The organism is Microbacterium allomyrinae, assembly GCF_020682705.1.
Classification (GTDB): domain Bacteria; phylum Actinomycetota; class Actinomycetes; order Actinomycetales; family Microbacteriaceae; genus Microbacterium; species Microbacterium allomyrinae.
Genome location: NZ_JAGTTN010000001.1, coordinates 452110 through 474149, shown reverse-complemented (window position 1 = coordinate 474149; position 22040 = coordinate 452110). Strand labels below are relative to the sequence as shown.

The following is a 22040-nucleotide window of genomic DNA, read 5'->3' as shown; positions in this document are numbered from 1 at the left end:
GGAGGGCGCCCCGTGACGGGACGCCCTCCGATCATCTGTGGGCCCCGTGGGGCTCGAACCCACGACCCGCGGATTAAAAGTCCGATGCTCTACCGACTGAGCTAGAGGCCCTCGATCCTCCAGCCTACTTCTCGTCGCGGCATCCGCCGAACGTCCGCCGGTGTGTGACCGGCGGACGTTCATCGGGACTACGGGGTCGGCGGCATCAGCACGGTGTCGATCAGGTACACCACCGCGTTGGCCGTCTGGACGCCGCCGCAGATGACGGTCGCGTCGTTGACCATCCACGCGTCGCCGCTGCCGGTCACCTCGAGGTCGGCGCCCTGCACGGTCGTGTGCGTTCCGGCGATGTCGGCCGGAGCGATCTGACCGGGCACCACGTGGTAGGTGAGGATCGACGACAGCGTCGCACTGTCGGTCTTCAGCGCTTCGATCGTCGCGGGGTCGATCTTCGCGAAGGCGTCATCGACCGGAGCGAACACGGTGAACTCCGAGCCGTTCAGGGTGTCGACGAGATCGACCTCGGGGTTCAGCTGACCGCTGACGGCTGCGACCAGGGTCGTGAGCAGGGGATTGTTGGATGCCGCGACCGCGACAGGATCCGCCGACATGCCCTCGATGGAACCCGCGCCATCGGGCACCGCCTCGGCGTACGCGGCGCAGCCCGGCCCGACCAGGTTCGCCGCCGGGTCCATCTCCATCGATTCCTCGGTCTCCATGGGCGCTGCGCTCGGCTCGTCCGAAGGCTCCGCGGCGGTTCCGCCCATCGAACAGGCCGACAGTGCGAAGGTGGCGGCGAAGGCGAGTGCGAGACCTGCCGAGAGCCGCTTCCGGGTGTTGCGTGACATGACTTCCTCCTCTGGAAGGTCCGTGCGGACCGTGGTCTGCAGATCCCGGATGCCGGGACCTCGCCGCAAGAGCGGCTGCAACTGTCTCTTCGGACCGGTGTCTCGAATCGGATTGGATGTGCCGGCGCAATCCGATGAGGCCGCCGAAGCGAACAACCCGACGAACGCAACGGGGGAAGCATGTCGCTCATCGTCATCGGTCTGCTCGGCGGACTCATCACCGGAATATCGCCGTGCATCATCCCGGTGCTCCCGGTCATCTTCTTGACCGGAGGCGCGCAATCCGCGCGTTTCGGCGCGGGCGGGCCGGACGGTCCGGCGCCCGCGGGGCGCGGAAGGCCGTATCTCGTGATCCTCGGCCTCGTGCTGAGCTTCACTCTGGTGACCCTGCTCGGCACGGTCGTGCTCGGAGCGCTGAACCTGCCGCAGGACGTTCTGCGATGGTTCGGGATCGGCGTACTGGTGCTCATCGGCATCGGACTGCTCGTGCCGAGATTCGAACAGCTTCTCGAGAAGCCGTTCCAGCGTCTCGCCTCGCGCCGGGAGGTCGCCAACCGCGGGAGTGGGTTCGGTGTGGGCCTCGCGCTCGGCGCCGTCTTCGTCCCGTGCGCCGGTCCCGTCCTGGCCGCGATCATCGTCGCCGGGTCCACCGGACGCATCGGATTCGACACCGTCCTGCTGACGCTGTCGTTCGCGGTCGGCGTCGCGATCCCGCTGCTGTTCTTCGCCCTGGCGGGGCGCGGCCTGATCGAGCGGATCAAGGCCTTCCGGACGCGGGAGCGCGGCATCCGCATGGCCGCGGGAATCGCGATGCTCGCGCTCGCGGTGGGACTCGCGTTCAACGTGCCGCAGCAGTTGCAGCGCCTCGTGCCCGACTACACCGCGGGGCTGCAGCGCGACTTGACCGACAATCCGGACGCGCGTCGTGCACTCGACCTCGGCGGGCTCGTCAATGACGAGAACCGGGAGCTCGACAAGTGCTCCAATGGCGCGGAGGAGCTGGAGTCGTGCGGAACGGCCCCGAGCATCAAGGGGATCGCGCAGTGGCTGAACACTCCGGACGGCTCGGCGGTGTCGTTGGAGGACCTCCGCGGCCGTGTCGTGCTCATCGACTTCTGGGCGTACTCGTGCATCAACTGCCAGCGCAGCATCCCGCACGTGGTCGCGTGGGACGCCGCCTACCGAGACGCAGGGCTCACGGTGATCGGGGTGCATTCGCCCGAGTACGCGTTCGAGAAGGATGCCGCGAACGTCGCGGCCGGTGCGGAGGACTTCGGCATCACCTACCCGGTGGCGCTCGACAACGACCTCGCCACCTGGACGAACTACCGCAACCGCTACTGGCCCGCGCACTACCTCATCGACGCGGACGGCACCGTCCGTCATGTGGCCTTCGGCGAGGGGAACTACGCGGCCACGGAGAAGCTCGTCCGCGAGCTGCTCGAGAGCGCCGATCCCGAGGCGGATCTTCCGGCCGCCACCGAAGTCGACGATGCGACTCCCGATAGCGGAGATCGCACGCGGGAGACGTTCCTCGGCTGGTCGAAGGAGGTCAACTTCGGTGGCGACGAGGACTACCGCGACGGCGAGGCCGATTTCGCGTTCCCCGGCGACCAGCCCGCCGACTCGTTCGCGCTGGACGGTCGCTGGAGCCTCGAGACGCAGTACGCGAGCCCTGCGACCGACGCCGGAGGTGGCATCCGCCTGTCGTTCCATGCCCGCGAGGCGCGCGTCGTACTCGCCGGCGAGGGCGAGATCACACTGCGTCTGGACGACGGTGCGACGAAGACCGTCGAGGTGTCGGGAGTGCCGCGCTCATACGAAGTCGCCGCAGACCTCGACGGCGACGCCCACGTCGTCGACCTCGTGGTGCCGCGGGGCGTCGAGGTCTACTCCTTCACCTTCGGGTGAGCCGTCGCACGATCAGGGCGGGTTGAGTGGACAGAGGAGGGTCATAGGGCATGCTGGTGGACATGGTCATCGACGGCGTCGACGTGCCCGAGGACGGCACGACCCGCGTCGATCGTGCGGGGGTTCTGCTGGCCCGGATCGCGGACGGCGATCAGGGCGCCTTCGCGCGCCTCTACGACATGCTCTCGCCGCGCGTCTTCGGCCTGATCCTGCGCGTGCTCGTCGACCGTGCACAGAGCGAAGAGGTGCTCCAGGAGGTGTTCCTGGAGGTGTGGCAATCCGCATCGCGGTTCGCTCCGAACAAAGGCCAGGGAAGATCGTGGGTTCTCACGATCGCGCATCGCCGGGCGGTGGACCGCGTGCGCTCGTCGCAGGCGAGCACCGACCGAGACGTGCGCGTCGGGTTCCGCGACCTGGACGTCGCGCACGACGGCGTCGCCGAACAGGTCGAGCTGCGGATCGAGAGCGAGAAGGTCGCAGCCGCGCTCTCGACCCTGCCGGATGTGCAGAAGGAGGCTCTGACCCTCGCCTACTACGGCGGTTACAGTCAGAGCGAGATCGCGGCGCTGGTGGGAGCGCCACTGGGGACGATCAAGACGAGGACGCGTGACGGACTCACGCGTTTGAGGGCCGCAATGGGGGTGACGGCATGAACGAGCAGGAATTCGCCGAGCTGGCGGCGGGCTACGCGCTGAATGCGCTGTCGCCCGAGGATCTCAGGACGTTCGAGACGGAGCGTGCGCACCACCCCGAGTGGGAGCACTGGATCATCTCGGATGCCGCGACCGCCGCAGAGCTCGCCCCGGGCGCCGGCGAGGCCGCGCCGCCTCTCACGACACGGTCGGCGCTGCTCTCGCGCATCGCGACGATGCCGCAGTTGCCGGATGCCGAGGCATCCGTCGCCGCCGCCGCCATCGACGCGGGCGACGAGATCGCCGAGACGGCCACGCCGGACCCCATGATCGACCCCTCGCCCACGACGACGACCATCCAAGCGGTATCGCGGCGCAATTGGACCCGCGGGCTGCTCGCACTCGCCGCATCCTTCGTCGTTCTCGTGGTGCTCGGCTTCGGCGCCGCGTCGATCAACGAGATCGCGAACCGGCCGGCCGCCGTGGTCGCCCTCAACGACATCGAAGCCGCACCCGACGCGCAGTCGGCGACGGTCGCCGTCACGGGCGGCGGCACGGCGACCGCGCACTGGGCGCCCTCGATCGGCAAGGCGGTCGTCGTCACCAACGGCATCGCCGAGATCCCCGAGGACGAGGTGTTCGAACTCTGGTGGGTGGGCGACGAGGGCGCGGTGTCTGCGGGCACGTTCGAGGCCGGCTCCGACGGGTCGACGACGGTGCTCATGGACGGCGAATGGGCACAGGACGCGGCCATCGCGGTCACCGTCGAGCCCGACGGGGGAGCGCCCGACGGCATTCCGACCACCGAGCCGATCGTCGTGATCCCGACCGCGTGAGCGCGGCGAGCCGGTAGCCTGTGGGCGTGGCAACGCCTCTGCAGACGCCTCAGACGCTCGTGCACCTGCGCAGAGCGCGCGACCTCATCGACCGCGACTATGCGGAGCCCCTCGACGTGCCGACGATGGCGGCCCAGGCGCTCATGTCGCCGGCGCACTTCTCGCGCGAGTTCAAGACGGCCTACGGCGAGACGCCGTACGCGTACCTCATGACCCGGCGCATCGAGCGGGCCATGGCGCTGCTGCGGACCGGCACGACGGTGACGGATGCCTGCACCGCGGTCGGCGCGACCTCGCTGGGCTCGTTCAGCTCGACGTTCACCGAGATCGTCGGCGAGACCCCGAGCGCCTACCGGTCCCGCTCACACGATGCGGCCGAGGCGATGCCGCTGTGCATCGCCAAGATCCTGACCAGGCCCACCCGCTACGCCTGAGGCGCACGTGCTCGCGCACGGTTCGCAACCGAGCAGGATCGGAGAAGCGAGCCGTCGCGGGGCGCTCTAGCGTGGCATCCATGACCAGCATCTCTCTTGCATACTGCCCCATCACCGTCGACGATGTGGATGCCGCGATCCTGTTCTACCGGGACGGGCTCGGCCTCGAGATCGTCAACGACGTCGCCTACGACGGCCACCGCTGGGTGAGCTTCGGCTTCCCCGGACAGCCGGGACTGTCGGCGGTCGTCTCCGACCCGACGGCGGGACGCTCGCCCGAGGACGGCGACGCCCTGCAGCGGCTCGTCGTCAAGGGCTCGGGCCCCGGCCCCTACGTCTTCACGAGCGACGATCTCGACGCGACTTTCGAACGACTTCGGGCGTCGGGCGCAGAGGTGCTCCAGGAGCCCATCGAACAGGGGTGGGGCGCCAAGGACTGCGCCTTCCGCGATCCCGCGGGCAACCACATCCGTATCAACCAGGGCTGACGGCGTCGTCGCCGGACGGGAGGCGATCGTGTGTCTGCCGTGGATGGTCGGGTACCCCTCCCGTGATCGCGAGCGGGACGCGGAACGTGCTGCGCAACGCGCCCGCGTGCTCGTCGCGGCGGGTACCGTGGAACGGGTGAGCGACGAGTCCAGGGAGTTCCACAAGCCCGTCCGGCGTCCCGCCGAACTCTTCGACCGCCTCTTCGCGGCCGAGGATCCCGCAGAGGTGTCGCGTGTCGCGCATTCCACCGCGCACGCCCTACTGGCCCGTGTGCGCGCCGATCCGGATGGCGCCGTGGTCGACCGGCTGGTGGCGTTCACCGACGAGAACGGCATCGATGACATCGCCGAGCTGTGGTCGCGCTCTCCCTCGCGGTCGCTGCCCGGAGCGCTGTGGCGGTTGTATCTGCTGCAGCTGATGATCCACGACGACCCCCGCACCGCGGCACTGCTCTACGAGCGCGGTCGTGCAGAGCTCGCCTCGGTCGACGAGGTCGTCGCGGGCGCGCCCAGCCCCGCCGGGCCTGAAGAGCTCGTCGCCCTCATCGACACGATTCTGCGTGGCCTCTTCGAGGGCGACTTCGCCGTGGCGCTGGAGCGGGCAGCCGCGTTTGCCCGGGTGCAGGCATCCGGAGCCACGCACATCGCCGATGACTACGAGGCCACCGAGCCCGAACGGGCCTCGTCGTTCACCACGCGGGCGCTCCGGCTCGCCGACTACGCTCGCGACCTCGCCGCATGCGCCGCGTTGTGGCGCCGCGACGCGCTGAGCTGAGCGGGACCGGCCGCTCACGTCGACCGCGAGCCGAGCTGTGCTGACATCAGCTGCCGAGGCATCCGCTCATGCCGAGGAAACACCACATTCCGCTCGAGACACCATCGACCGGGTGGTGTCTCGCCCGAAGTATGGTGTTTCGACCGGAGGGCGTCACGCCGACCTGCTGCGGCGGGCCCGATGCCTCCGCGCGGAACGGGTGCGGGCGTGAAAGTGCCGGGCCGCAGAACGCCTCTCGGCGCGGAGCCGCTCATAGCGGCAGAAGATGGAGCCCGGGGTTACTGCGGCCCGGCCGATCCAGTGTAACCGAGCCGGCCGCGCTGGCATTCCCGACGTCCTAGGCTCGATGACATGACCTGGCGTTTCGCGCTCGTGATCGAGCCCGCGGCATCCGATGATCCCCGCTCAGACTTCGCCGACACGTTCCGCGTGATCGATCCGTCCGCGCCCGCCCTCACGGTGGGGGAGCTGAGTACACAGCGTGGCGACGGCGTCTTCGAGTCGATCGGCGTCGTGAACGCTCACCCGCAGGAGGTCACGGCCCACCTCGACCGGCTCGCGCATTCCGCCGAACTCTGCGACCTCCCCATTCCCCACGCGCGTCAGTGGCGGCAGGCCGTCGTGGCGGCCGCACAGCACTGCCCCCCGGACGGCGAGGGCGTCATCAAGCTGATCCTGAGCCGTGGCGTCGAGCACGGTCCGGCGCCGACGGCGTGGGTCACCGCCGCGCAGGCCGCCGACAACACCGCCACCCGTGAGCGCGGCATCCGCGTGGTCACCCTCGATCGCGGCTATGGCATCGAGACTCCGGCGAACGCGCCCTGGCTGCTGCTAGGTGCGAAGACGCTGTCGTACGCGGTGAACATGGCGGCGATCCGCGAGGCGAGGCGGCAGGGCGCCGACGACGCGATCTTCGTCTCATCCGACGGGTTCGTGCTGGAAGCGCCGACGGCCTCGCTCATCCTGCGCCTCGGAGACCGCTTCGTGACACCGGCGCCGAACGGCGGCATCCTGCACGGTACGACGCAGCTGAGCCTGTTCGAGCACCTCGCGAGCCAGGGCCACGAGACGGCCTACGAGACGATCCCCGTCGATGCGCTGGCGCGGGCGGATGCCGCGTGGCTCGTGTCGAGCGTCCGACTCGCCGCCCCCGTTGTCGCGATCGACGGCCGCGAGGTGCCGCTGGACCGCGAGGTCACGGCGTCGTTCAACCGCTACCTGCTGAGCCCCCGCGACTGAGCCGGCCTTATCCGAAGCGACCCGAGACGTAGTCCTCGGTTGCCTGGACGGAGGGCGTCGTGAAGATCGACTTGGTCTCGCCGTACTCGATGAGCTTGCCCGGCTTGCCCGTGCCGGCGATGTTGAAGAACGCGGTCTTGTCGGACACGCGCGATGCCTGCTGCATGTTGTGCGTGACGATGACGACCGTGTAGTCGTTCTTCAGCTCGCCGATCAGCTCCTCGATCGCATACGTCGAGATCGGGTCCAGGGCCGAGCACGGCTCGTCCATGAGGATGACCTCGGGTGACACGGCGATCGCGCGGGCGATGCAGAGGCGCTGCTGCTGGCCGCCCGACAGACCCGAGCCGGGCTTGTCGAGGCGATCCTTGACCTCGTTCCACAGGTTGGCGCCGCGCAGCGACTTCTCGACGAGGTCGTCGGAGTCGGACCTGGAGAGCTTCTTGTTGTTGAGCTTGACGCCCGCGAGCACATTCTCCTTGATCGACATCGTCGGGAACGGGTTCGGACGCTGGAACACCATGCCCACCTGGCGGCGCACCAGCACCGGATCGACGTTCGCACCGTACAGGTCGTCGCCGTCGAGCAGGACGCTGCCTTCGACGCGGGCGCCCGGAATGACCTCGTGCATGCGGTTCAGGGTTCGCAGGAACGTCGACTTCCCGCATCCCGAGGGACCGATGAAGGCGGTCACGCTGCGCGGCTCGATGTCGAGAGTGACGCCCTCGACGGCCAGGAAGTCGCCGTAGTAGACGTTCAGGTCGTTGACTTCGATGCTCTTGGACATTGTTCCTGTCGGTTCCTTCGGGTGGGAGAAGTGGGAAGGCTCAGCGGCCGAGCTTCGGCGAGAACACCTTCGCGACGAGGCGCGCGATGAGGTTCAGGAGCATGACGATGACGATGAGCACGAGGGCGGCGGACCACGCCCGATCGATGTAGGCCTGCGCGGGGATGCCCTGGTTCATGTACTGCGAGTAGGCGAACACCGGGAGAGTCATCATGCGGCCGTCGAAGAGGTTGTAGTTCATCGACGTCGCGACACCCGCCGTGAGCAGCAGGGGAGCGGTCTCGCCGATGACACGAGAGATCGACAGCATGACGCCGGTCGTGATTCCGGCGACCGACGTCGGGAGCACGACCTTCGCGATGGTGAGCCACTTCGGCACGCCGAGTGCATACGCCGCTTCGCGCAGTTCGTTCGGCACCAGTCGCAGCATCTCTTCGGTGGAGCGCACCACGACCGGGATCATGAGCACCGCGAGGGCGACGGATCCCATGATGCCCATGCGGATGCCGGGGCCGAAGAACAGCGCGAACAGGGCGTATGCGAACAGACCGGCCACGATCGACGGGATGCCGGTCATCACGTCCACGAGGAACGTGATGCCACGTGCGAGCCGGTTTCCCGCACCGTACTCGACCAGGTAGATGGCGGTGAAGATGCCGATCGGGATCGAGATGACGGCAGCGGCGACGGTGATGAGCAGCGTGCCGATGATGGCGTGGAGTGCGCCGCCGCCCTCGCCGACGACGTTGCGCATCGAGCTCGTGAAGAACTCCGCCGTGATCCCGGCGACGCCGTTGACGATGACCGTGATCGCCACCGAGATGAGCGGGACCATCGCGATGCCGAACGCGATGGCCACGGTGCCCGTGACGAGGCGGTCGACGCCCTTGCGGCGGCCCTCGACGACGCTGGAGATGAGGAGGATCAGCACGAGGTACAGCACCGCCGACACGACGGCCCAGCCGGCGATGCTGAAGGACTCGCCGGATCCGAGAGCGGGGATGGCGAATACCGCGGCGCTGACGAGGGCACTGGCGCCCAGGAGCGCCCAGGGCGCCCACGAGGGCAGGTGCCCGCTGGTGAGGCGGGGCGTCTCGCGGACGGGCGCGACCGGCGGGGTCTGCGTAGGAGCGGTCGTGAGGGTCATGTCAGTTCGCTCCCGAGAATTCCTTGCGGCGGCTGACGATCCATCGGGCGATGGCGTTGACCGCGAAGGTGACGATGAAGAGGATGAGGCCTGTCGCGATCAGCACGTTGATGTTCGTGCCGTACGCCTCGGGGAAGGTGAGCGCGATGTTCGCGGGGATCGTGCCGGGGTTCTCGGAGGTGAAGAGCTGGAAGGTCACCTTGTTGGCGATCGAGAGCACCATGGCCACGGCCATCGTCTCGCCGAGAGCGCGGCCGAGGCCGAGCATCGAGGCCGACACGATGCCGCTGCGACCGAAGGGGAAGACGGCCATGCGGATCATCTCCCAGCGCGTGGCGCCCAGCGCGAGCGCGGCCTCCTCGTGCAGCACCGGCGTCTGGAGGAAGATCTCGCGGCAGATCGCGGTGATGATCGGCACGACCATGACGGCCAGCACGATCGCGGCGGTGAAGATGGTGCGGCCGGTGCTGGACACCGTGCCGCCGAAGAGCGGGAACCAGCCCATGTTGGCGTTGAGCCACGCGTAGACGGGCTGCACGGCGGGGGCGAGAACGAGGATGCCCCAGAGACCGAAGACGACCGACGGCACCGCGGCGAGCAGGTCGACGATGTAGCCGAGGCCCTGCGCCAGACGGCGCGGGGCGTAGTGCGAGATGAACAGGGCGACCGCCACCGCGAGGGGCACGGCCAGCAGGAGGGCGAGGAACGACGCCCACACGGTTCCGAACGCGAGAGGCCAGACGTACTCCCAGAAGTTCCCGCTGAGGATGCTCGCGGTCTCGCTGGTGGCGGTGAGGCCGGGGATCGACTGGATGATGAGGAAGATCGCGACTGCGGCGAGGGTGACGAGGATCATCACTCCCGCGCCGACAGCGGTGCCCGAGAACCAGCGGTCGCCCGGTCGCTGCTTGACCTTGCCCGCCGGGGCGGTCGTCGTCGTCATGGTGTCCTTCTGGTTCGGGTATCTCAGGGTGATACCCGGTCCGGCACGGGGCCGGACCGGGTATCGAGCCTTACTCTGCGACGATCAGTGCGATCGCGGCGTTGACCTGCTCGCGGAGCGAGTCGGAGATGGGCGCGTTGCCCGACGCGGCCGCGGCGGCGTCCTGGCCCTCGGCACTCGCGATGTACTCGAGGAAGCCCTTGACGACGGGGGCGACCGCGGCGTCCGCGTACTCCTGGCACGCGATCGTGTAGCTGACCAGGACGATCGGGTAGACGCCGGCCTCTTCAGAGGTGCGGTCGAGCGAGATCGCGAGGTCGCCCTCGGCGCGGCCCTCTTCGAACGGCGACTCGTCGACGATGGCCGCGGCGGCCTCCGGCGAGTACTCGACGAACTCGTCGCCGACCTTGACGGCGGCGGCCGAGAGGCCCTCTTCAGCGGCGCGCGACGCGTCGGCGTAGCCGATGGTGCCGTTGCCGCCCGAGACGGCCGAGACGACACCGGAGGTGCCCTGCGCGGCTTCGCCGGCGACGGGGGTCGCGGGCCACACGCCATCGGGCTCGAACGACCAGGTGCCGCCCGACGCCTGGAAGAGGTAGTCGGTGAAGTTCTCGGTGGTGCCCGAGTCGTCGGCGCGGTGCACCGGCGTCACGGTCAGGTCGGGAAGATCGACGCCCTCGTTGAGAGCGGCGATCTGCGGGTCGTTCCAGTTCGTGATGGTGCCCGCGAACAGGGCGCCGATGGTCGCGGCGTCGAGGTTCAGCGAGTCCACGCCGTCGATGTTGAAGATGACCGCGATCGGCGAGATGTAGGTCGGCAGTTCGATGATGCTCGAGCCGTCGACGCAGGCGTCGAACGGGCCGGCCTCGATCTCTTCGATCTTGAACGCGCGGTCCGAGCCCGCGAACGGGAACGCGCCGGCCTGGAAGGACTCACGGCCCGCGCCGGAGCCGGCCGGGTCGTACGTGATGTTGACGTCGGGGTTCGCCGTCTGGAAGCCGGCGATCCACGCGTTGACCGCGACTTCCTGCGAGGAGGCGCCGCCACCGGCGATGTCGCCGGACAGGGTCGACGTGGGCTCGTCAGTGGTGTCGCCCGTGGGGGTCTCGTTCGATGCGCAGCCGGCGAGGGCGAGGGCCGCGACTGCGGCAACAGCGCCCACCTGGGCGATGCGGGAGATCTTCACTGTGTGAATCCTTCACGTGTCAGGGATGCAAGCCCGGTTGAAGGGCTTCGGGTGTCGAGCCCGGTGCAGGGCTCGCACTGAAACGTAGGCGCGGACTCTTAAGAGAGTGGGCTTTGCGGGTGAACGGAAGGTGAACGGGGCACCGACATCCATGCATCCGGATGCACGAGGAAGGGCCGGCAGCCGCGTCTTTCCGCGACATCGCAGCACTGTCCGTTCACCCCGGCCCGCTAAGGTGCTTGGCCATGGGCAACACGACGAAGGCCCAGCGCCAGGCGCTGGAAGCGATGGACGATGCCGCTGAGGCGGCGAAGCAGGCGAAGAAGGCTGCCAAGCAGCTCGCGGGCAAGACCGCCCGCAAGCTCAAGGACCTCGCCGAAGACGCCCGCGACGCTGCGGACGCGTCGAAGAAGGCGATCCGCAAGGACCCCCGGAAGGTCGCCAAGCGCGCGCACCGTGCGGCAGACAAGCTCGTGAAGGCCACGGCCCAGGCGGTCGCGAAGGCGGAGAAGAAGGCACGGCTTCGTGCCGAGGCCGAGCGAGCTGCCGCCGAGGCGGAGCGAGCCGCCGCCGAGGCCGCCGAACGCGCGGCGGACGCGAAGGCACTGAAGAAGGCATCTGCAAAGGCGGCGAGGGCGGCCGAACGTGCCGACCGCGAGTCCGACACGGCGCAGGCCGCACTTGAGGCGGAGCTGGCCGGACCGGAGGAGACACAGGCGACGGATGCCGCGCCCGCCGTGGCAGCGAAGACCGTGGCCGCTGAGGCGAAGCCCGCAGCCGTCGAGCCGGCCGTGAAGCCGGCCGTGAAGCCCGCCGCGAAGTCTGCGGCTGCGCCCGCGGCGAAGCCGGCAGCGACCAGGCCCGCCGCCAAGGAGGCTGCCGCCAAGCCGGTTGCTGCCAAGCCCTCCGCCGCCAAGCCGGTTGCTGCCAAGCCAGCCGCGAAGCCCGTCGCCCAGCCCGCCCCGCGCCGCGCAGCCGCGAAGCCGGCCTCGGGGACGGGCGTGGCATCGCTGACCGTCGCCGAGTTGCGCGAGCGCGCCCGGACGACCGGCAAGACGGGCTACTCCCGCCTGTCCAAGGCGCAGCTCGTCGCCCTTCTCTCCTGACGTGACAACGGTGGGGGACTCCGTGCCGCAGGCGGAGCTCGACGGATCGGCGGCCGTCACGCCGCCGCGCACGCTGATCGACATCCTTCGCGACACCACGGCGCGTCATCCCGAGGCATCCGCCCTCGATGACGGCTCGGGCGCGATGAGCTACCGCGACCTCATGGCGCGCGTCGGGCGCACCGCGGCGCGGCTGCACGAGGCGGGCGTGCGCCGGGGCGACCGCGTCGGGGTGCGGGTGCCGTCAGGGTCCAAAGAGCTCTATATCGCGATCCTCGGCGTGCTCGCCGCCGGCGCGGCATATGTGCCAGTGGATGTGGACGACCCCGATGAACGTGCGCGCCTCGTCTTCGGCGAGGCGCAGGTGCGCGGCGTGATCACCGACGACGGCTACGTCGCCGCGGACGCCGCCGGAGAAGACGCGGAGCTGGCGGCGGCCACCGCGCTCTTCCGGGGCGCCGCGCCGCACCCGAGCACGCATGCGATCATCGCCGTGCCGCCGCCGGCGGTGATCGACGATGCCTGGATCATCTTCACCTCCGGCTCCACAGGTGTTCCCAAGGGCGTCGCGGTGACCCATCGCTCCGCGGCCGCGTTCGTCGACGCCGAGGCGAGTCTGTTCCTGCGAGGCGCCCCGCTCGGCCCGCAGGATCGCGTGCTCGCGGGGCTGTCGGTCGCCTTCGACGCGTCGTGCGAGGAGATGTGGCTGGCGTGGCGCCATGGCGCCTGCCTCGTGCCCGCTCCGCGCGCGCTCGTCCGCTCGGGCGAGGACCTCGCCCCCTGGCTCATCCGTCAGGGGATCACGGTCGTCTCGACCGTGCCGACCCTCGCCGCGATGTGGCCCGAGGACTCGATCGAGAACGTACGCCTGCTCATCTTCGGCGGCGAGGCCTGCCCGCCCGAACTCGCCGCGCGCCTCGCCGCGGACGGCCGTGAGGTGTGGAACACGTACGGTCCCACCGAGGCGACCGTCGTCGCGTGCGCGGCACCGCTGGACGCGGGTCCGGTGCGCATCGGACTGCCGCTGGACGGCTGGGTGCTCGCCGTCGTCGACGCCGAAGGCCGTCGGGTCGCCGAGGGCGAGGTGGGCGAGCTCATCATCGGCGGCGTGGGCCTTGCGCGCTACCTCGACCCGGCGAAGGATGCCGAGAAGTACGCGGCGATGCCGACGCTCGGCTGGGACCGTGCCTACCGATCCGGCGACCTGGTGCGCTATGACCCCGCGGGCCTGGTCTTCATGGGCCGAGCCGACGATCAGGTGAAGGTCGGCGGTCGGCGCATCGAGCTCGGCGAGGTCGAATCCGCGCTGCAGGATCTTCCGGGCGTGACGGCGGCCGCGGCCGCGGTGCGCTCCACCGAGGCGGGCGTCCCCGTCCTGGTCGGTTACCTCGTCGCGAACGAGGGGGCCGAATTCGATCGCGCCCATGCCCGCGCTCTGCTCGCCGAGCGACTGCCGGCGGCGATCGTGCCGCTGCTGGCCGTGGTGGACGAGCTGCCGGTGCGCACTTCGGGCAAGGTCGACCGGGCCGCGCTGCCCTGGCCGCTTCCCGGCGTCGAATCGCCGCTCGCAGGTCTGTCTCCCGCCGAGGCCTGGCTCGCCGAGCAGTGGCAGGCGGTGCTGGGGATGGCGGTGCCCAGCCGTTCTGCGGACTTCTTCGACCTCGGCGGCGGCTCGCTCGCCGCCGCGCAGCTCGTCTCGCGCATCCGGGTCAGGGTGCCGGAGTTCTCGGTCGCCGATATCTACGACGTGCCGCGCCTGAGCGCGATGGCGAAGGCCCTGGGGCCTCTCGAGGACGACGGTCCCGCGACGTTCCACAAGCCGGTCCCCACGCCTAGATCGACCCAGTGGGTGCAGACGCTCCTCGGGGTGCCGCTGTTCATTCTCAGCGGCATCCGCTGGCTGATGTACCTGCTCACCGCCAGCGCCCTGCTGCGCCTGGTGCCGGGATTCGATGTGCTGCCCGCCGTACCGTGGGGGGTTCTGCTGATCGGGCTCGTGGTCTTCGCGACGCCGTTCGGGCGCATGGCGATCGCCGTCGCCGCGGCGCGTACGCTGCTCTCGGGCCTCCGCCCCGGCGACTACCCGCGCGGTGGCACCGTGCATCTGCGGCTGTGGCTGGCGGAGCAGATCGCCGACCAGATCGACGCCGTGGGGCTGGCGGGAGCGCCCTGGGTGACGTACTACGCCCGCGCACTTGGCGCCAAGATCGGGCGCGGTGTCGACATGCATACGCTGCCGCCGATCACCGGCATGCTCGAGGTCGGAGACGGCGCGGCGATCGAGCCCGAGGTCGACCTCACCGGCACCTGGATCGACGGTGACGTCGTGCGCATCGGAGCGGTGCGGATCGGTGCCGATGCCACGATCGGGGCGCGCAGCACGCTTGCGCCCGGAACCCGGGTCGGCCAGCGCGCTGACATCGCGCCGGGATCGGCCGTCTTCGGGCGCGTGCGCGCCGACCAGTCCTGGGCGGGTTCGCCCGCCGAGCGGGTGGGAGGGGTCGAGTCCGGCTGGCCCGCCGAACGCGCTCCCGCGCCCCACCGGTGGCTGTGGGCGTATGCCGTGTCGTCGGTGGCCCTTGCCCTGCTTCCGCTCGTGGCGTTCGCCGTCGGCGGTCTCGTGATCGCGCAGGGGATCCGCGATGCCGCGGACCTCGGCGCTGCGTTCGTCGCGGCCCTGGTGTGGCTCGTGCCGGCAGTGCTGGCCGTGGGACTGGTGTTCGCCGTCGCCGTGGTGGGCGCGGTGCGACTGCTGTCGATCGGCCTCCGCGAAGGTACTCACCCTGTCCGGAGCCGCGTCGGCTGGCAGGCATGGAGCATCGAGCGTCTGCTCGACTCCGCCCGCACGGTGCTGTTCCCGCTGTACTCGAGCCTGTTCACGCCGGTCTGGCTGCGATTGCTCGGCGCGCGCGTGGGACGCGAGGTGGAGGCATCCACTGTTCTCCTGCTCCCGTCGATGACGCGCATCGACGACGGGGCGTTCCTCGCGGACGACACCATGGTCGGTTCTTACGAGCTGCGCGGCGGATGGCTGCGGATCGGTCCGGTGCGGATCGGCAAGCGCGCGTTCCTCGGAAACTCCGGCATGGCGGCGCCCGGCCACCGCGTGCCCCGCGACGGGCTGGTCGCGGTGCTGTCGGCGGCACCGCTCCGGGCGAAGCCGGGTTCGTCCTGGCTCGGCTCGCCCGCCGTCCGGCTCCGCCGGCTGTCGGCGGGCGGCGACGAGAGTCGCACGTACCGTCCGACTCCGAGTCTGCGGCTCGCCCGCACCCTGTGGGAACTCGGTCGCATCGTCCCCGTCATCGTCAGCTGCGCGATCGGACTGGCGGTGCTGTTCGCACTCGCCGCCCTCTGGCAGGGGATCGGACCGGTGTGGACCCTGCTCGTCTCGGGCATCGTCATGCTCGCGGCGGGCGCGGTCGCCGCAGGAATCTCGACGATCGCGAAGTGGGCGATCGTCGGGACGATCCGCGCCGGGGAGCAACCGCTGTGGTCGAGCTTCGTCTGGCGCACCGAGGTGTCGGACACCTTCACCGAGATGGTCGCCGCCCCCTGGTTCGCGCGGGCCGCCTCGGGGACGCCTGCGCTCGCGATGTGGCTGCGCTCGCTCGGATCGCGGATCGGCCGCGGAGTGTGGTGCGAGAGCTACTGGCTGCCCGAGCCGGATCTGGTGACCCTCGGCGACGGATCGACTGTGAACCGCGGGTGCGTCGTGCAGACCCACCTGTTCCATGATCGAATCATGAGCATGGACACCGTCGAATTGGAGGCCGGGGCAACGCTCGGGCCGCACAGCGTGATCCTTCCCGGCGCGACACTCGGCGCTCACGCGACGGTCGGCCCGGCGTCGCTGGTGATGCGCGGTGAGACGGTCCCCATCGGATCCCGCTGGAGCGGCAACCCGATCGGTCCGTGGCGGGCCGTCAAGATCCGCTCCTACCAGTCGACATCGTGAGTGCTCACGACTCCTATGTTCCGCAGAGCGGCGATACGACGTTCGATGTCGAATCGTACGAACTCGACCTGGTCTACCGGGTCCGCACGAATCGGCTCGAGGGTCGCGCGGTCATCAATGCGGTCGCCGCGCTCGGAGTCTCGTCGGTCGCACTCGACCTCATCGGCCTGCGCGCGTCGCGCGTGCGTGTGGACGGCGACCGGCGCACCGCGTTCGCGCAGGGCCCGCGCAAGCTGCGGGTCACGCTTCCCCGCCGTGTGGAGGCGGGCGAGCGATTCTCGATCGAGGTCGTGTACGCAGGTGCTCCCGCTCCCCGTCGCACGCGCTGGGGCACCATCGGCTTCGAAGAGCTCGAGGACGGCGCACTCGTGGCCTCGCAGCCGGTGGGAGCCCCGACCTGGTTCCCCTGCAACGACCGGCTCGACGATCGCGCGCTCTACACGATCGCCGTGTCGACCGATGCCGGCTACGCCGCCGTCGCCACCGGTGCGCTGATCGGCTCGGCTCGTCGGGGGCAGTTCGAGACGCGCACCTTCCGCTCGGACGTGCCGACCGCGACCTACCTCACCGCCGTCCACGTCGGCCGATACGAGTCGCGAGCAATGCCCGTCACCATCGCCTCGAGCGGCCTGGGCGTGACGGTGGTGCATCCTCCCGCGCTGCGGGGCGCCGTCGATACGGCCTTCGCGCCGGTCGCCCGCATGCTCGAGGTCTTCGAGGAGGCTTTCGGTCCGTACCCGCAGGATGCCTGCACTCTCGTCGTGACCGCCGACGACCTGGAGATCCCGCTCGAGGCGCAGGGGATGGCGGTCTTCGGAGCGAACCACCTCGATGCCGCATCCGAGCGCCTGATCGCCCACGAGCTGGCCCACCAGTGGTTCGGCAACAGCGTGGGCCTCGCGCGATGGAGCGACATCTGGCTCAACGAAGGCTTCGCCTGCTACGCCGAATGGCTGTGGTCCGAGGCTTCGGGAGGGCCCAGCGCCGACGAGAAGGCGACTCGTCACCACGCGCGTCTCGCCGGGCTCGCGCAGGACCTCGTGCTCTCGGACCCCGGTCCTGAGCTGATGTTCGACGATCGGGTCTACAAGCGCGGGGCGCTGACCCTCCAGGCGGTGCGCAGGACCATCGGGGATGCCGCGTTCTGGATGGTGCTGCGGGAGTGGACGCGCACCGGCACCCATGAGACCGTCACCACCGAGGACTTCCGGGCGCTCGTGGTCCGTCTCGTGGGAGCGGGCATCGAGCCGCTCCTCACGGCGTGGCTCGACCGCCCGGCGCTTCCTCCGCTGCCGCGCTGACAGCGGCGCTCACGAGGACGCCGGGCGGGCCGTCCAGATCCCAGCCGAGCAGGGGCGCGGGAGCGCCGGGAACGATCGCGGACCACCTTCGCGGGCCTTCTTCGGTGACGACGACATCGCCCGGATCGACACGCAGGCCGCGGCCGTCGGCCTTGAGCGCCGCCTCGACGCGAACCCAGTCGCGCACGTGCACGTCTGCTCCGGAGCCGAGGACTCCCGCCAGCCCGGCGGCATCGCGGACTGCATCCCGCTCCGGCTCCGCGTCGATCGCGAACGCACCCCCAGCCGCGCCGACGTCGGCGACCGCGGCGACGGCGGTCGTGCCCGCGTAGGCGATCGCGGGGCGGCCCGCGGCATCCGTCGTCTTCACCGGGCCGTGGGGGCCGCCGCAGAATGGACACGGATTGGTCAGCTCGGCGTCCGCGGCGAGCAGGCCGCGTAGCAGTCGCCATGCGATCTCGCGGCGAGGGATGCCCGTGGGCACCTCCGCCCACGCCAGTCGCACCGGCGGGCGATCGCCCGGCGTCATACCTTCGGGGCGTGCGTCTCGATCGCGACGATCCCCGAGCCGGGGTTGTCGACCGACAGGTGCACGACGGAGAAGGCGCCGGGCTCGAGAGCCGAGGCGCTGCCCAGGTACGACCCGCGCAGGGTGCCGGTGGCCAGCGCCAGTTCGCTCAGGATGTCGGGAAGCACCGGCCCGTGGCTGCACAGCACGGTGGCTTTTCGAGATCGCACCCGGTGGCCGATGACGGTGCGCGCATCCGACACGCCGTCCTCCCAGGCGTCCTGGCTGATCAGCGCGTTCTTCTCCACCTTGCGGCCGAGGGCCGCCGACAGCGGGGTCATGGTCTTCAGGCACCGTGTGGCGGGACTGGAGATGAGCTTGCGCGCGCCGAATGCCAGCAGCGGGCCGACGATGGAGTCCGCCTGCTTCTTACCCCGCGGAGAAAGCGGGCGAGTGGCGTCGGTGCCCTCCCAGTCCTCGCGTGCGAGTGCCTTGGCATGACGCAGCGCGATGATGGGGAAGGTGCGCAGCACCCCCTCGTCGACGAGGCGAACGAAGTTCTCGAGGATCTCGACGTCGACCGGGTAGCTGAGCCTGCTCAGTGCCTTCTTGGGCGTCACCCATTCGATCGCCGCGATCTCTTTGTTCGGCACGAACGCCGACGCCCGGATCGCGGCATCCGTCGCCTCCGCCGCCCAGTAGTGCACGATCTTGGTTCGCTTGCTGGGCAGGTGGTAGCGCGAGACCCCGACGTGCACGCCGAGCGCGACCCGGATGCCGGTCTCCTCGTGGATCTCCCGCGTCGCCGTCTCGGCGAGCATCTCGCCGGGATCGACCTTGCCCTTGGGCAGCGTGACGTCGCGATACTTCGTGCGGTGGATCAGCAGGACGCGCAGCTTGTCGTCGACGACACGCCAGACGACGCCTCCGGCGGCGTAGACGGCGGTCTCAGTCATCGCACCGCGCGTGCCCGCCGGCGGCGCTGCACGTTGGTCATGGTCCGATCCTGCACGTCGACCAGCGGCTTGCCGTCGCCGTCCACGTTGTGACGCGTCCACTCGCCCTCCGGCCCGAGATGCCACGACGACGAGGTGTCGCTCATCGCGAGATCGAAGAAATCGCTCAGCTCCTTCAGATGCGCCGGCGCCACCACGCGCACCAGCGCCTCGACGCGTCGGTCGAGGTTGCGGTGCATCATGTCGGCGCTGCCGATGTAGATCTGCGGGTCGCCGTCGTTGTGGAACGCGAAGATGCGCGAGTGCTCGAGGTAGCGGCCCAGGATGCTGCGGACCGTGATGTTCTCGCTCATCCCCACGACGCCGGGCTTGAGGGAGCAGATGCCGCGCACCCACACCTCCACCTTCACGCCGGCCTGGCTCGCGCGGTACAGCGCGTCGATGATCTGCTCGTCGACCATCGAGTTGACCTTGATGCGCACGCCCGCGGGCTTTCCGGCGAGAGCGTTGCGGCGCTCCTTGTCGATCTGGCGCAGCAGCCCCTTGCGCAGGTGCAGCGGGGCGACGAGGAGCCGCTTGAACTTCTTCTCGATCGCATAGCCGCTGAGCTCGTTGAACAGGCGCGTGAGGTCGCGTCCGACCTGGTCGTCCGCGGTGAAGAGGCCGAAGTCCTCGTAGATGCGGCTGGTCTTGGGGTTGTAGTTTCCCGTTCCGATGTGGCTGTAGCTGCGCAGCACTCCGCCCTCCTGGCGGATCACGAGGGCGAGCTTGCAGTGGGTCTTGAGCCCGACGAGGCCGTAGACGACGTGCACTCCGGCCTTCTCGAGCTTGCGTGCCCAGACGATGTTGTTCGCCTCGTCGAAGCGGGCCTTGATCTCGACCAGCGCGAGCACCTGCTTGCCGGCCTCGGCCGCATTGATCAGAGCTTCGACGATCGGGCTGTCGCCCGACGTGCGATAGAGCGTCTGCTTGATGGCGAGCACGTGCGGGTCTTTGGCGGCCTGCTCGAGGAACGCCTGGACGCTCGTCGCGAACGACTCGTACGGATGGTGCACTAGGACGTCGCCCTTGCGGATCGACGCGAAGATGTCGGCGCGCTCGTTGTTGTCGCCCGGCTGGAAGGCGAGAGCGGTCGTCGGCACGTGGGGCTTGAACTTCAGATCCGGGCGATTGATGCGCGACAGGTCGAAGAGCCCGCGCAGGTCCAGCGGGCCGGGGAGGCGGTAGACCTCTTGTTCGGTGATGTCGAGCTCCTTGATCAGGAGGTCCAGCGTCACATCGTCCATGTCGTCGGTGATCTCGAGGCGGATCGGGGGCCCGAAGCGCCGGCGCAGCAGCTCGGCCTCGAGAGCCTGGATGAGGTTCTCCGTCTCGTCCTCCTCGATCACCACGTCCTCGTTGCGAGTGAGGCGGAACGCGTGGTGGTCGAGCACCTCCATGCCGGGGAAGAGGTCGTCGAGGTGGTTGGAGATCAGGTCCTCGAGCGGCAGGTATCGCACACGTCCGTCGTTCGAGGGGACCGAGACGAAGCGGGGGAGCATCGGCGGCACCTTGAGGCGCGCGAACTCCTGACGACCCGTCCGGGCGTTGCGGATGCGGATCGCGAGGTTCAGCGAGAGCCCGGAGATGTACGGGAACGGGTGGGCGGGGTCGACCGCGAGCGGCATCAGGACCGGGAACACCTGGGTCTGGAAGTACTCGTACAGGGCGGCCCGCTCGCCCTCGTCGAGGCTCTCGTACGAGATCATCGTGATGCCGGCGTCGGCGAGGCCCGGCTGGACCAGAGTCGTCCAGACGTGGGCGTGACGCAGCTGCAGACGGTGCGCCTCCGCCGAGATGTCGGCGAGCGCATCGGCCGGGGCGCGGCCGACATTGGTCGGCACGGCGAGGCCCGTGATGATGCGGCGCTTGAGGCCGGCCACGCGCACCATGAAGAACTCGTCGAGGTTGCTCGAGAAGATCGCGAGGAAGTTCGCCCGTTCGAGGACCGGAACGTTGGGATCCTCCGCCAGCTCCAGCACCCGCTGGTTGAAGGCGAGCCAGCTGAGCTCGCGATCCAGATAGCGATGGTCGGGCAATTGGGAGTCGAACGCCTCCGACACATCGAAGTCGTCGTCGTCCGCGTCGCCCAGTCCCGCGTCGAGCACCTCGGGTTCGATCATCCCCTCATCATTGCAGGGTGAGGTGACGAGCGTGTGAACGGGTGATCGCGCTGCGCCTCGCTATGCCTCGCTGCGCTCGCGCGGTGTGGGCAGCTGGTCGTCCTCGTACACGTTGAAGCGGTAGCCCACATTTCGCACGGTGCCGATCAGCTGCTCGAGGTCGCCGAGCTTCGCGCGCAGTCGACGCACGTGCACGTCGACCGTGCGGGTGCCGCCGAAGTAGTCGTATCCCCACACCTCGCTCAGCAGCTGCTCTCGGGTGAAGACGCGCGAGGGGTGCGTGGCGAAGAAGTGGAGGAGCTGGAACTCCTTGTAGGTGAGATCCAGCGGTTTGCCGTGCACCTTGGCCGAGTACGACGACTCGTCGATCGTGATGCCCGAGGTCTGGATGCGCGTGGAGACCTGCTCCTTCGTCATCCGTCCGATCGCGAGGCGGATGCGGGCATCGACCTCGGCGGGGCCGGCCGTGACGAGGATGACGTCGTCGACGCCCCAGTCCGTCGATACGGCGGTGAGGCCGCCCTCGGTGACCACGAGCAGCAGTGGAGCGTCGAGACCGGTCGTATTGAGAATCTTGCAGAGCGACTTCGCGCCGACCAGATCGACGCGCGCGTCGACGAAGATGATGTCTGCGCTGGGCGCGTTGACCAACTGCGCCGGCTCGGCGGGGATCTGCCGGACACGATGGCTCAGCAACTCGAGCGAGGGCAGGACGGGGCCGCCTCCGTGCGTGGAGCTCAGAACCAGGAGCTGTGCCAATGCATCGCCTTTCCGGCGCGTGGGGGCGCGCCGTGACCCCAGTGTAGGGCGTGCGAGGGCCTCGATC

The 22040-nt window shown here is 69.5% G+C and carries 19 protein-coding genes and 1 tRNA gene; 10 read left to right on the top strand and 10 right to left on the bottom strand.

From position 1 onward, the window contains the following. Window positions 1-38 precede the first annotated feature (38 nt). Window positions 39-111, bottom strand: a tRNA-Lys gene (locus KEC57_RS02235). Between the two features lie 77 nt (window positions 112-188). Continuing rightward, on the bottom strand, window positions 189-848 hold the full coding sequence (locus KEC57_RS02230; protein ID WP_229382879.1) for a fasciclin domain-containing protein: 660 nt from the start codon (window positions 846-848) through the stop codon (window positions 189-191). Window positions 849-1028: 180 nt separating this feature from the next. Between KEC57_RS02230 and KEC57_RS02225 the strand changes: the two genes are divergently transcribed. The 7 genes from KEC57_RS02225 (at window position 1029) to KEC57_RS02195 (ending at window position 7163) form a co-directional block, all read left to right on the top strand. Beyond that, on the top strand, window positions 1029-2759 hold the full coding sequence (locus tag KEC57_RS02225) for a cytochrome c biogenesis protein DipZ (RefSeq protein WP_229382878.1): 1731 nt from the start codon (window positions 1029-1031) through the stop codon (window positions 2757-2759). Window positions 2760-2809: 50 nt separating this feature from the next. Further along, window positions 2810-3412: an ECF RNA polymerase sigma factor SigK gene (sigK, locus tag KEC57_RS02220; protein WP_229382877.1), complete on the top strand. Its 603-nt coding sequence runs from the start codon at window positions 2810-2812 to the stop codon at window positions 3410-3412. Beyond that, complete coding sequence (locus KEC57_RS02215) at window positions 3409-4227, top strand: anti-sigma factor (RefSeq protein ID WP_229382876.1); 819 nt, start codon at window positions 3409-3411, stop codon at window positions 4225-4227. Before sigK ends, KEC57_RS02215 begins: the two co-directional genes overlap by 4 nt. A gap of 26 nt (window positions 4228-4253) precedes the next feature. Beyond that, complete coding sequence (locus tag KEC57_RS02210; protein ID WP_229382875.1) at window positions 4254-4661, top strand: helix-turn-helix transcriptional regulator; 408 nt, start codon at window positions 4254-4256, stop codon at window positions 4659-4661. An 80-nt stretch (window positions 4662-4741) separates the two neighbouring features. Further along, window positions 4742-5149, top strand: coding sequence for a VOC family protein (locus KEC57_RS02205; protein ID WP_229382874.1), 408 nt, complete (start codon window positions 4742-4744; stop codon window positions 5147-5149). A gap of 136 nt (window positions 5150-5285) precedes the next feature. After that, window positions 5286-5924: a DNA-directed RNA polymerase subunit beta gene (locus KEC57_RS02200; RefSeq protein ID WP_229382873.1), complete on the top strand. Its 639-nt coding sequence runs from the start codon at window positions 5286-5288 to the stop codon at window positions 5922-5924. 351 nt (window positions 5925-6275) lie between these two features. Next, complete coding sequence (locus KEC57_RS02195; RefSeq protein ID WP_229382872.1) at window positions 6276-7163, top strand: aminodeoxychorismate lyase; 888 nt, start codon at window positions 6276-6278, stop codon at window positions 7161-7163. Window positions 7164-7170: 7 nt separating this feature from the next. Here the strand turns inward: KEC57_RS02195 and pstB are convergent, their stop codons facing one another. The 4 genes from pstB to pstS all read right to left on the bottom strand — a co-directional run bounded on the left by pstB (window position 7171) and on the right by pstS (window position 11226). Further along, window positions 7171-7950, bottom strand: coding sequence for a phosphate ABC transporter ATP-binding protein PstB (pstB, locus tag KEC57_RS02190; protein WP_229382871.1), 780 nt, complete (start codon window positions 7948-7950; stop codon window positions 7171-7173). A gap of 40 nt (window positions 7951-7990) precedes the next feature. After that, the gene (gene pstA, locus KEC57_RS02185) at window positions 7991-9097 is read right to left on the bottom strand and encodes a phosphate ABC transporter permease PstA (protein ID WP_229382870.1); all 1107 of its coding nucleotides are present in this window, start codon (window positions 9095-9097) and stop codon (window positions 7991-7993) included. Between the two features lies 1 nt (window position 9098). Further along, window positions 9099-10040, bottom strand: coding sequence for a phosphate ABC transporter permease subunit PstC (gene pstC, locus KEC57_RS02180; RefSeq protein ID WP_229382869.1), 942 nt, complete (start codon window positions 10038-10040; stop codon window positions 9099-9101). Window positions 10041-10110: 70 nt separating this feature from the next. After that, window positions 10111-11226 carry a phosphate ABC transporter substrate-binding protein PstS gene (pstS, locus tag KEC57_RS02175; protein ID WP_229382868.1) on the bottom strand — a complete coding sequence of 372 codons (1116 nt, stop codon included), beginning with the start codon at window positions 11224-11226 and terminating at the stop codon, window positions 10111-10113. Window positions 11227-11471: 245 nt separating this feature from the next. On the opposite strand from pstS, the gene KEC57_RS02170 reads away from it, so the two are divergent. The 3 genes from KEC57_RS02170 to KEC57_RS02160 are packed head-to-tail and all read left to right on the top strand — an operon-like array spanning window position 11472 to window position 17588. Continuing rightward, entirely contained in the window at window positions 11472-12332 is an 861-nt protein-coding gene (locus tag KEC57_RS02170) for a hypothetical protein (RefSeq protein WP_229382867.1), read from the top strand. A 1-nt stretch (window position 12333) separates the two neighbouring features. Further along, a complete protein-coding gene (locus tag KEC57_RS02165) occupies window positions 12334-16287 on the top strand; it encodes a Pls/PosA family non-ribosomal peptide synthetase (RefSeq protein WP_372456935.1) in 3954 nt (1317 codons plus the stop codon). Further along, window positions 16284-17588 (top strand): M1 family metallopeptidase, encoded by a 1305-nt coding sequence (locus KEC57_RS02160; RefSeq protein ID WP_229382866.1) that lies wholly within the window; start codon window positions 16284-16286, stop codon window positions 17586-17588. The genes KEC57_RS02165 and KEC57_RS02160 overlap by 4 nt, the downstream gene beginning before the upstream one ends. Here KEC57_RS02160 and KEC57_RS02155 read toward each other — a convergent pair. Genes KEC57_RS02155 through KEC57_RS02140 form a run of 4 tightly spaced genes read right to left on the bottom strand, consistent with a single transcriptional unit; the run spans window position 17542 to window position 21973 of the window. Next, entirely contained in the window at window positions 17542-18117 is a 576-nt protein-coding gene (locus KEC57_RS02155) for a chemotaxis protein CheY (protein WP_229382865.1), read from the bottom strand. The two genes, KEC57_RS02160 and KEC57_RS02155, sit on opposite strands and share 47 nt — an antisense overlap. Next, window positions 18114-19052, bottom strand: coding sequence for an NUDIX hydrolase (locus KEC57_RS02150; RefSeq protein ID WP_229382864.1), 939 nt, complete (start codon window positions 19050-19052; stop codon window positions 18114-18116). The genes KEC57_RS02155 and KEC57_RS02150 overlap by 4 nt, the downstream gene beginning before the upstream one ends. Continuing rightward, window positions 19049-21214, bottom strand: coding sequence for an RNA degradosome polyphosphate kinase (locus KEC57_RS02145; RefSeq protein WP_229382863.1), 2166 nt, complete (start codon window positions 21212-21214; stop codon window positions 19049-19051). The genes KEC57_RS02150 and KEC57_RS02145 overlap by 4 nt, the downstream gene beginning before the upstream one ends. A 60-nt stretch (window positions 21215-21274) precedes the next feature. Beyond that, complete coding sequence (locus KEC57_RS02140; RefSeq protein ID WP_229382862.1) at window positions 21275-21973, bottom strand: winged helix-turn-helix domain-containing protein; 699 nt, start codon at window positions 21971-21973, stop codon at window positions 21275-21277. Between the last annotated feature and the right edge of the window lie 67 nt (window positions 21974-22040).

What these genes read in the sequence shown, in the direction of transcription:
- KEC57_RS02230 (WP_229382879.1), bottom strand. Translation starts at nt 848, where the DNA reads ATGTCACGCAACACCCGGAAGCGGCTCTCGGCAGGTCTCGCACTCGCC.
- KEC57_RS02155 (WP_229382865.1), bottom strand. Translation starts at nt 18,117, where the DNA reads ATGACGCCGGGCGATCGCCCGCCGGTGCGACTGGCGTGGGCGGAGGTG.
- KEC57_RS02215 (WP_229382876.1), top strand. Translation starts at nt 3,409, where the DNA reads ATGAACGAGCAGGAATTCGCCGAGCTGGCGGCGGGCTACGCGCTGAAT.
- sigK (WP_229382877.1), top strand. Translation starts at nt 2,810, where the DNA reads ATGCTGGTGGACATGGTCATCGACGGCGTCGACGTGCCCGAGGACGGC.
- pstA (WP_229382870.1), bottom strand. Translation starts at nt 9,097, where the DNA reads ATGACCCTCACGACCGCTCCTACGCAGACCCCGCCGGTCGCGCCCGTC.
- KEC57_RS02170 (WP_229382867.1), top strand. Translation starts at nt 11,472, where the DNA reads ATGGGCAACACGACGAAGGCCCAGCGCCAGGCGCTGGAAGCGATGGAC.
- pstB (WP_229382871.1), bottom strand. Translation starts at nt 7,950, where the DNA reads ATGTCCAAGAGCATCGAAGTCAACGACCTGAACGTCTACTACGGCGAC.
- KEC57_RS02225 (WP_229382878.1), top strand. Translation starts at nt 1,029, where the DNA reads ATGTCGCTCATCGTCATCGGTCTGCTCGGCGGACTCATCACCGGAATA.
- pstC (WP_229382869.1), bottom strand. Translation starts at nt 10,040, where the DNA reads ATGACGACGACGACCGCCCCGGCGGGCAAGGTCAAGCAGCGACCGGGC.
- KEC57_RS02145 (WP_229382863.1), bottom strand. Translation starts at nt 21,214, where the DNA reads ATGATCGAACCCGAGGTGCTCGACGCGGGACTGGGCGACGCGGACGAC.
- KEC57_RS02205 (WP_229382874.1), top strand. Translation starts at nt 4,742, where the DNA reads ATGACCAGCATCTCTCTTGCATACTGCCCCATCACCGTCGACGATGTG.
- KEC57_RS02195 (WP_229382872.1), top strand. Translation starts at nt 6,276, where the DNA reads ATGACCTGGCGTTTCGCGCTCGTGATCGAGCCCGCGGCATCCGATGAT.
- KEC57_RS02150 (WP_229382864.1), bottom strand. Translation starts at nt 19,052, where the DNA reads ATGACTGAGACCGCCGTCTACGCCGCCGGAGGCGTCGTCTGGCGTGTC.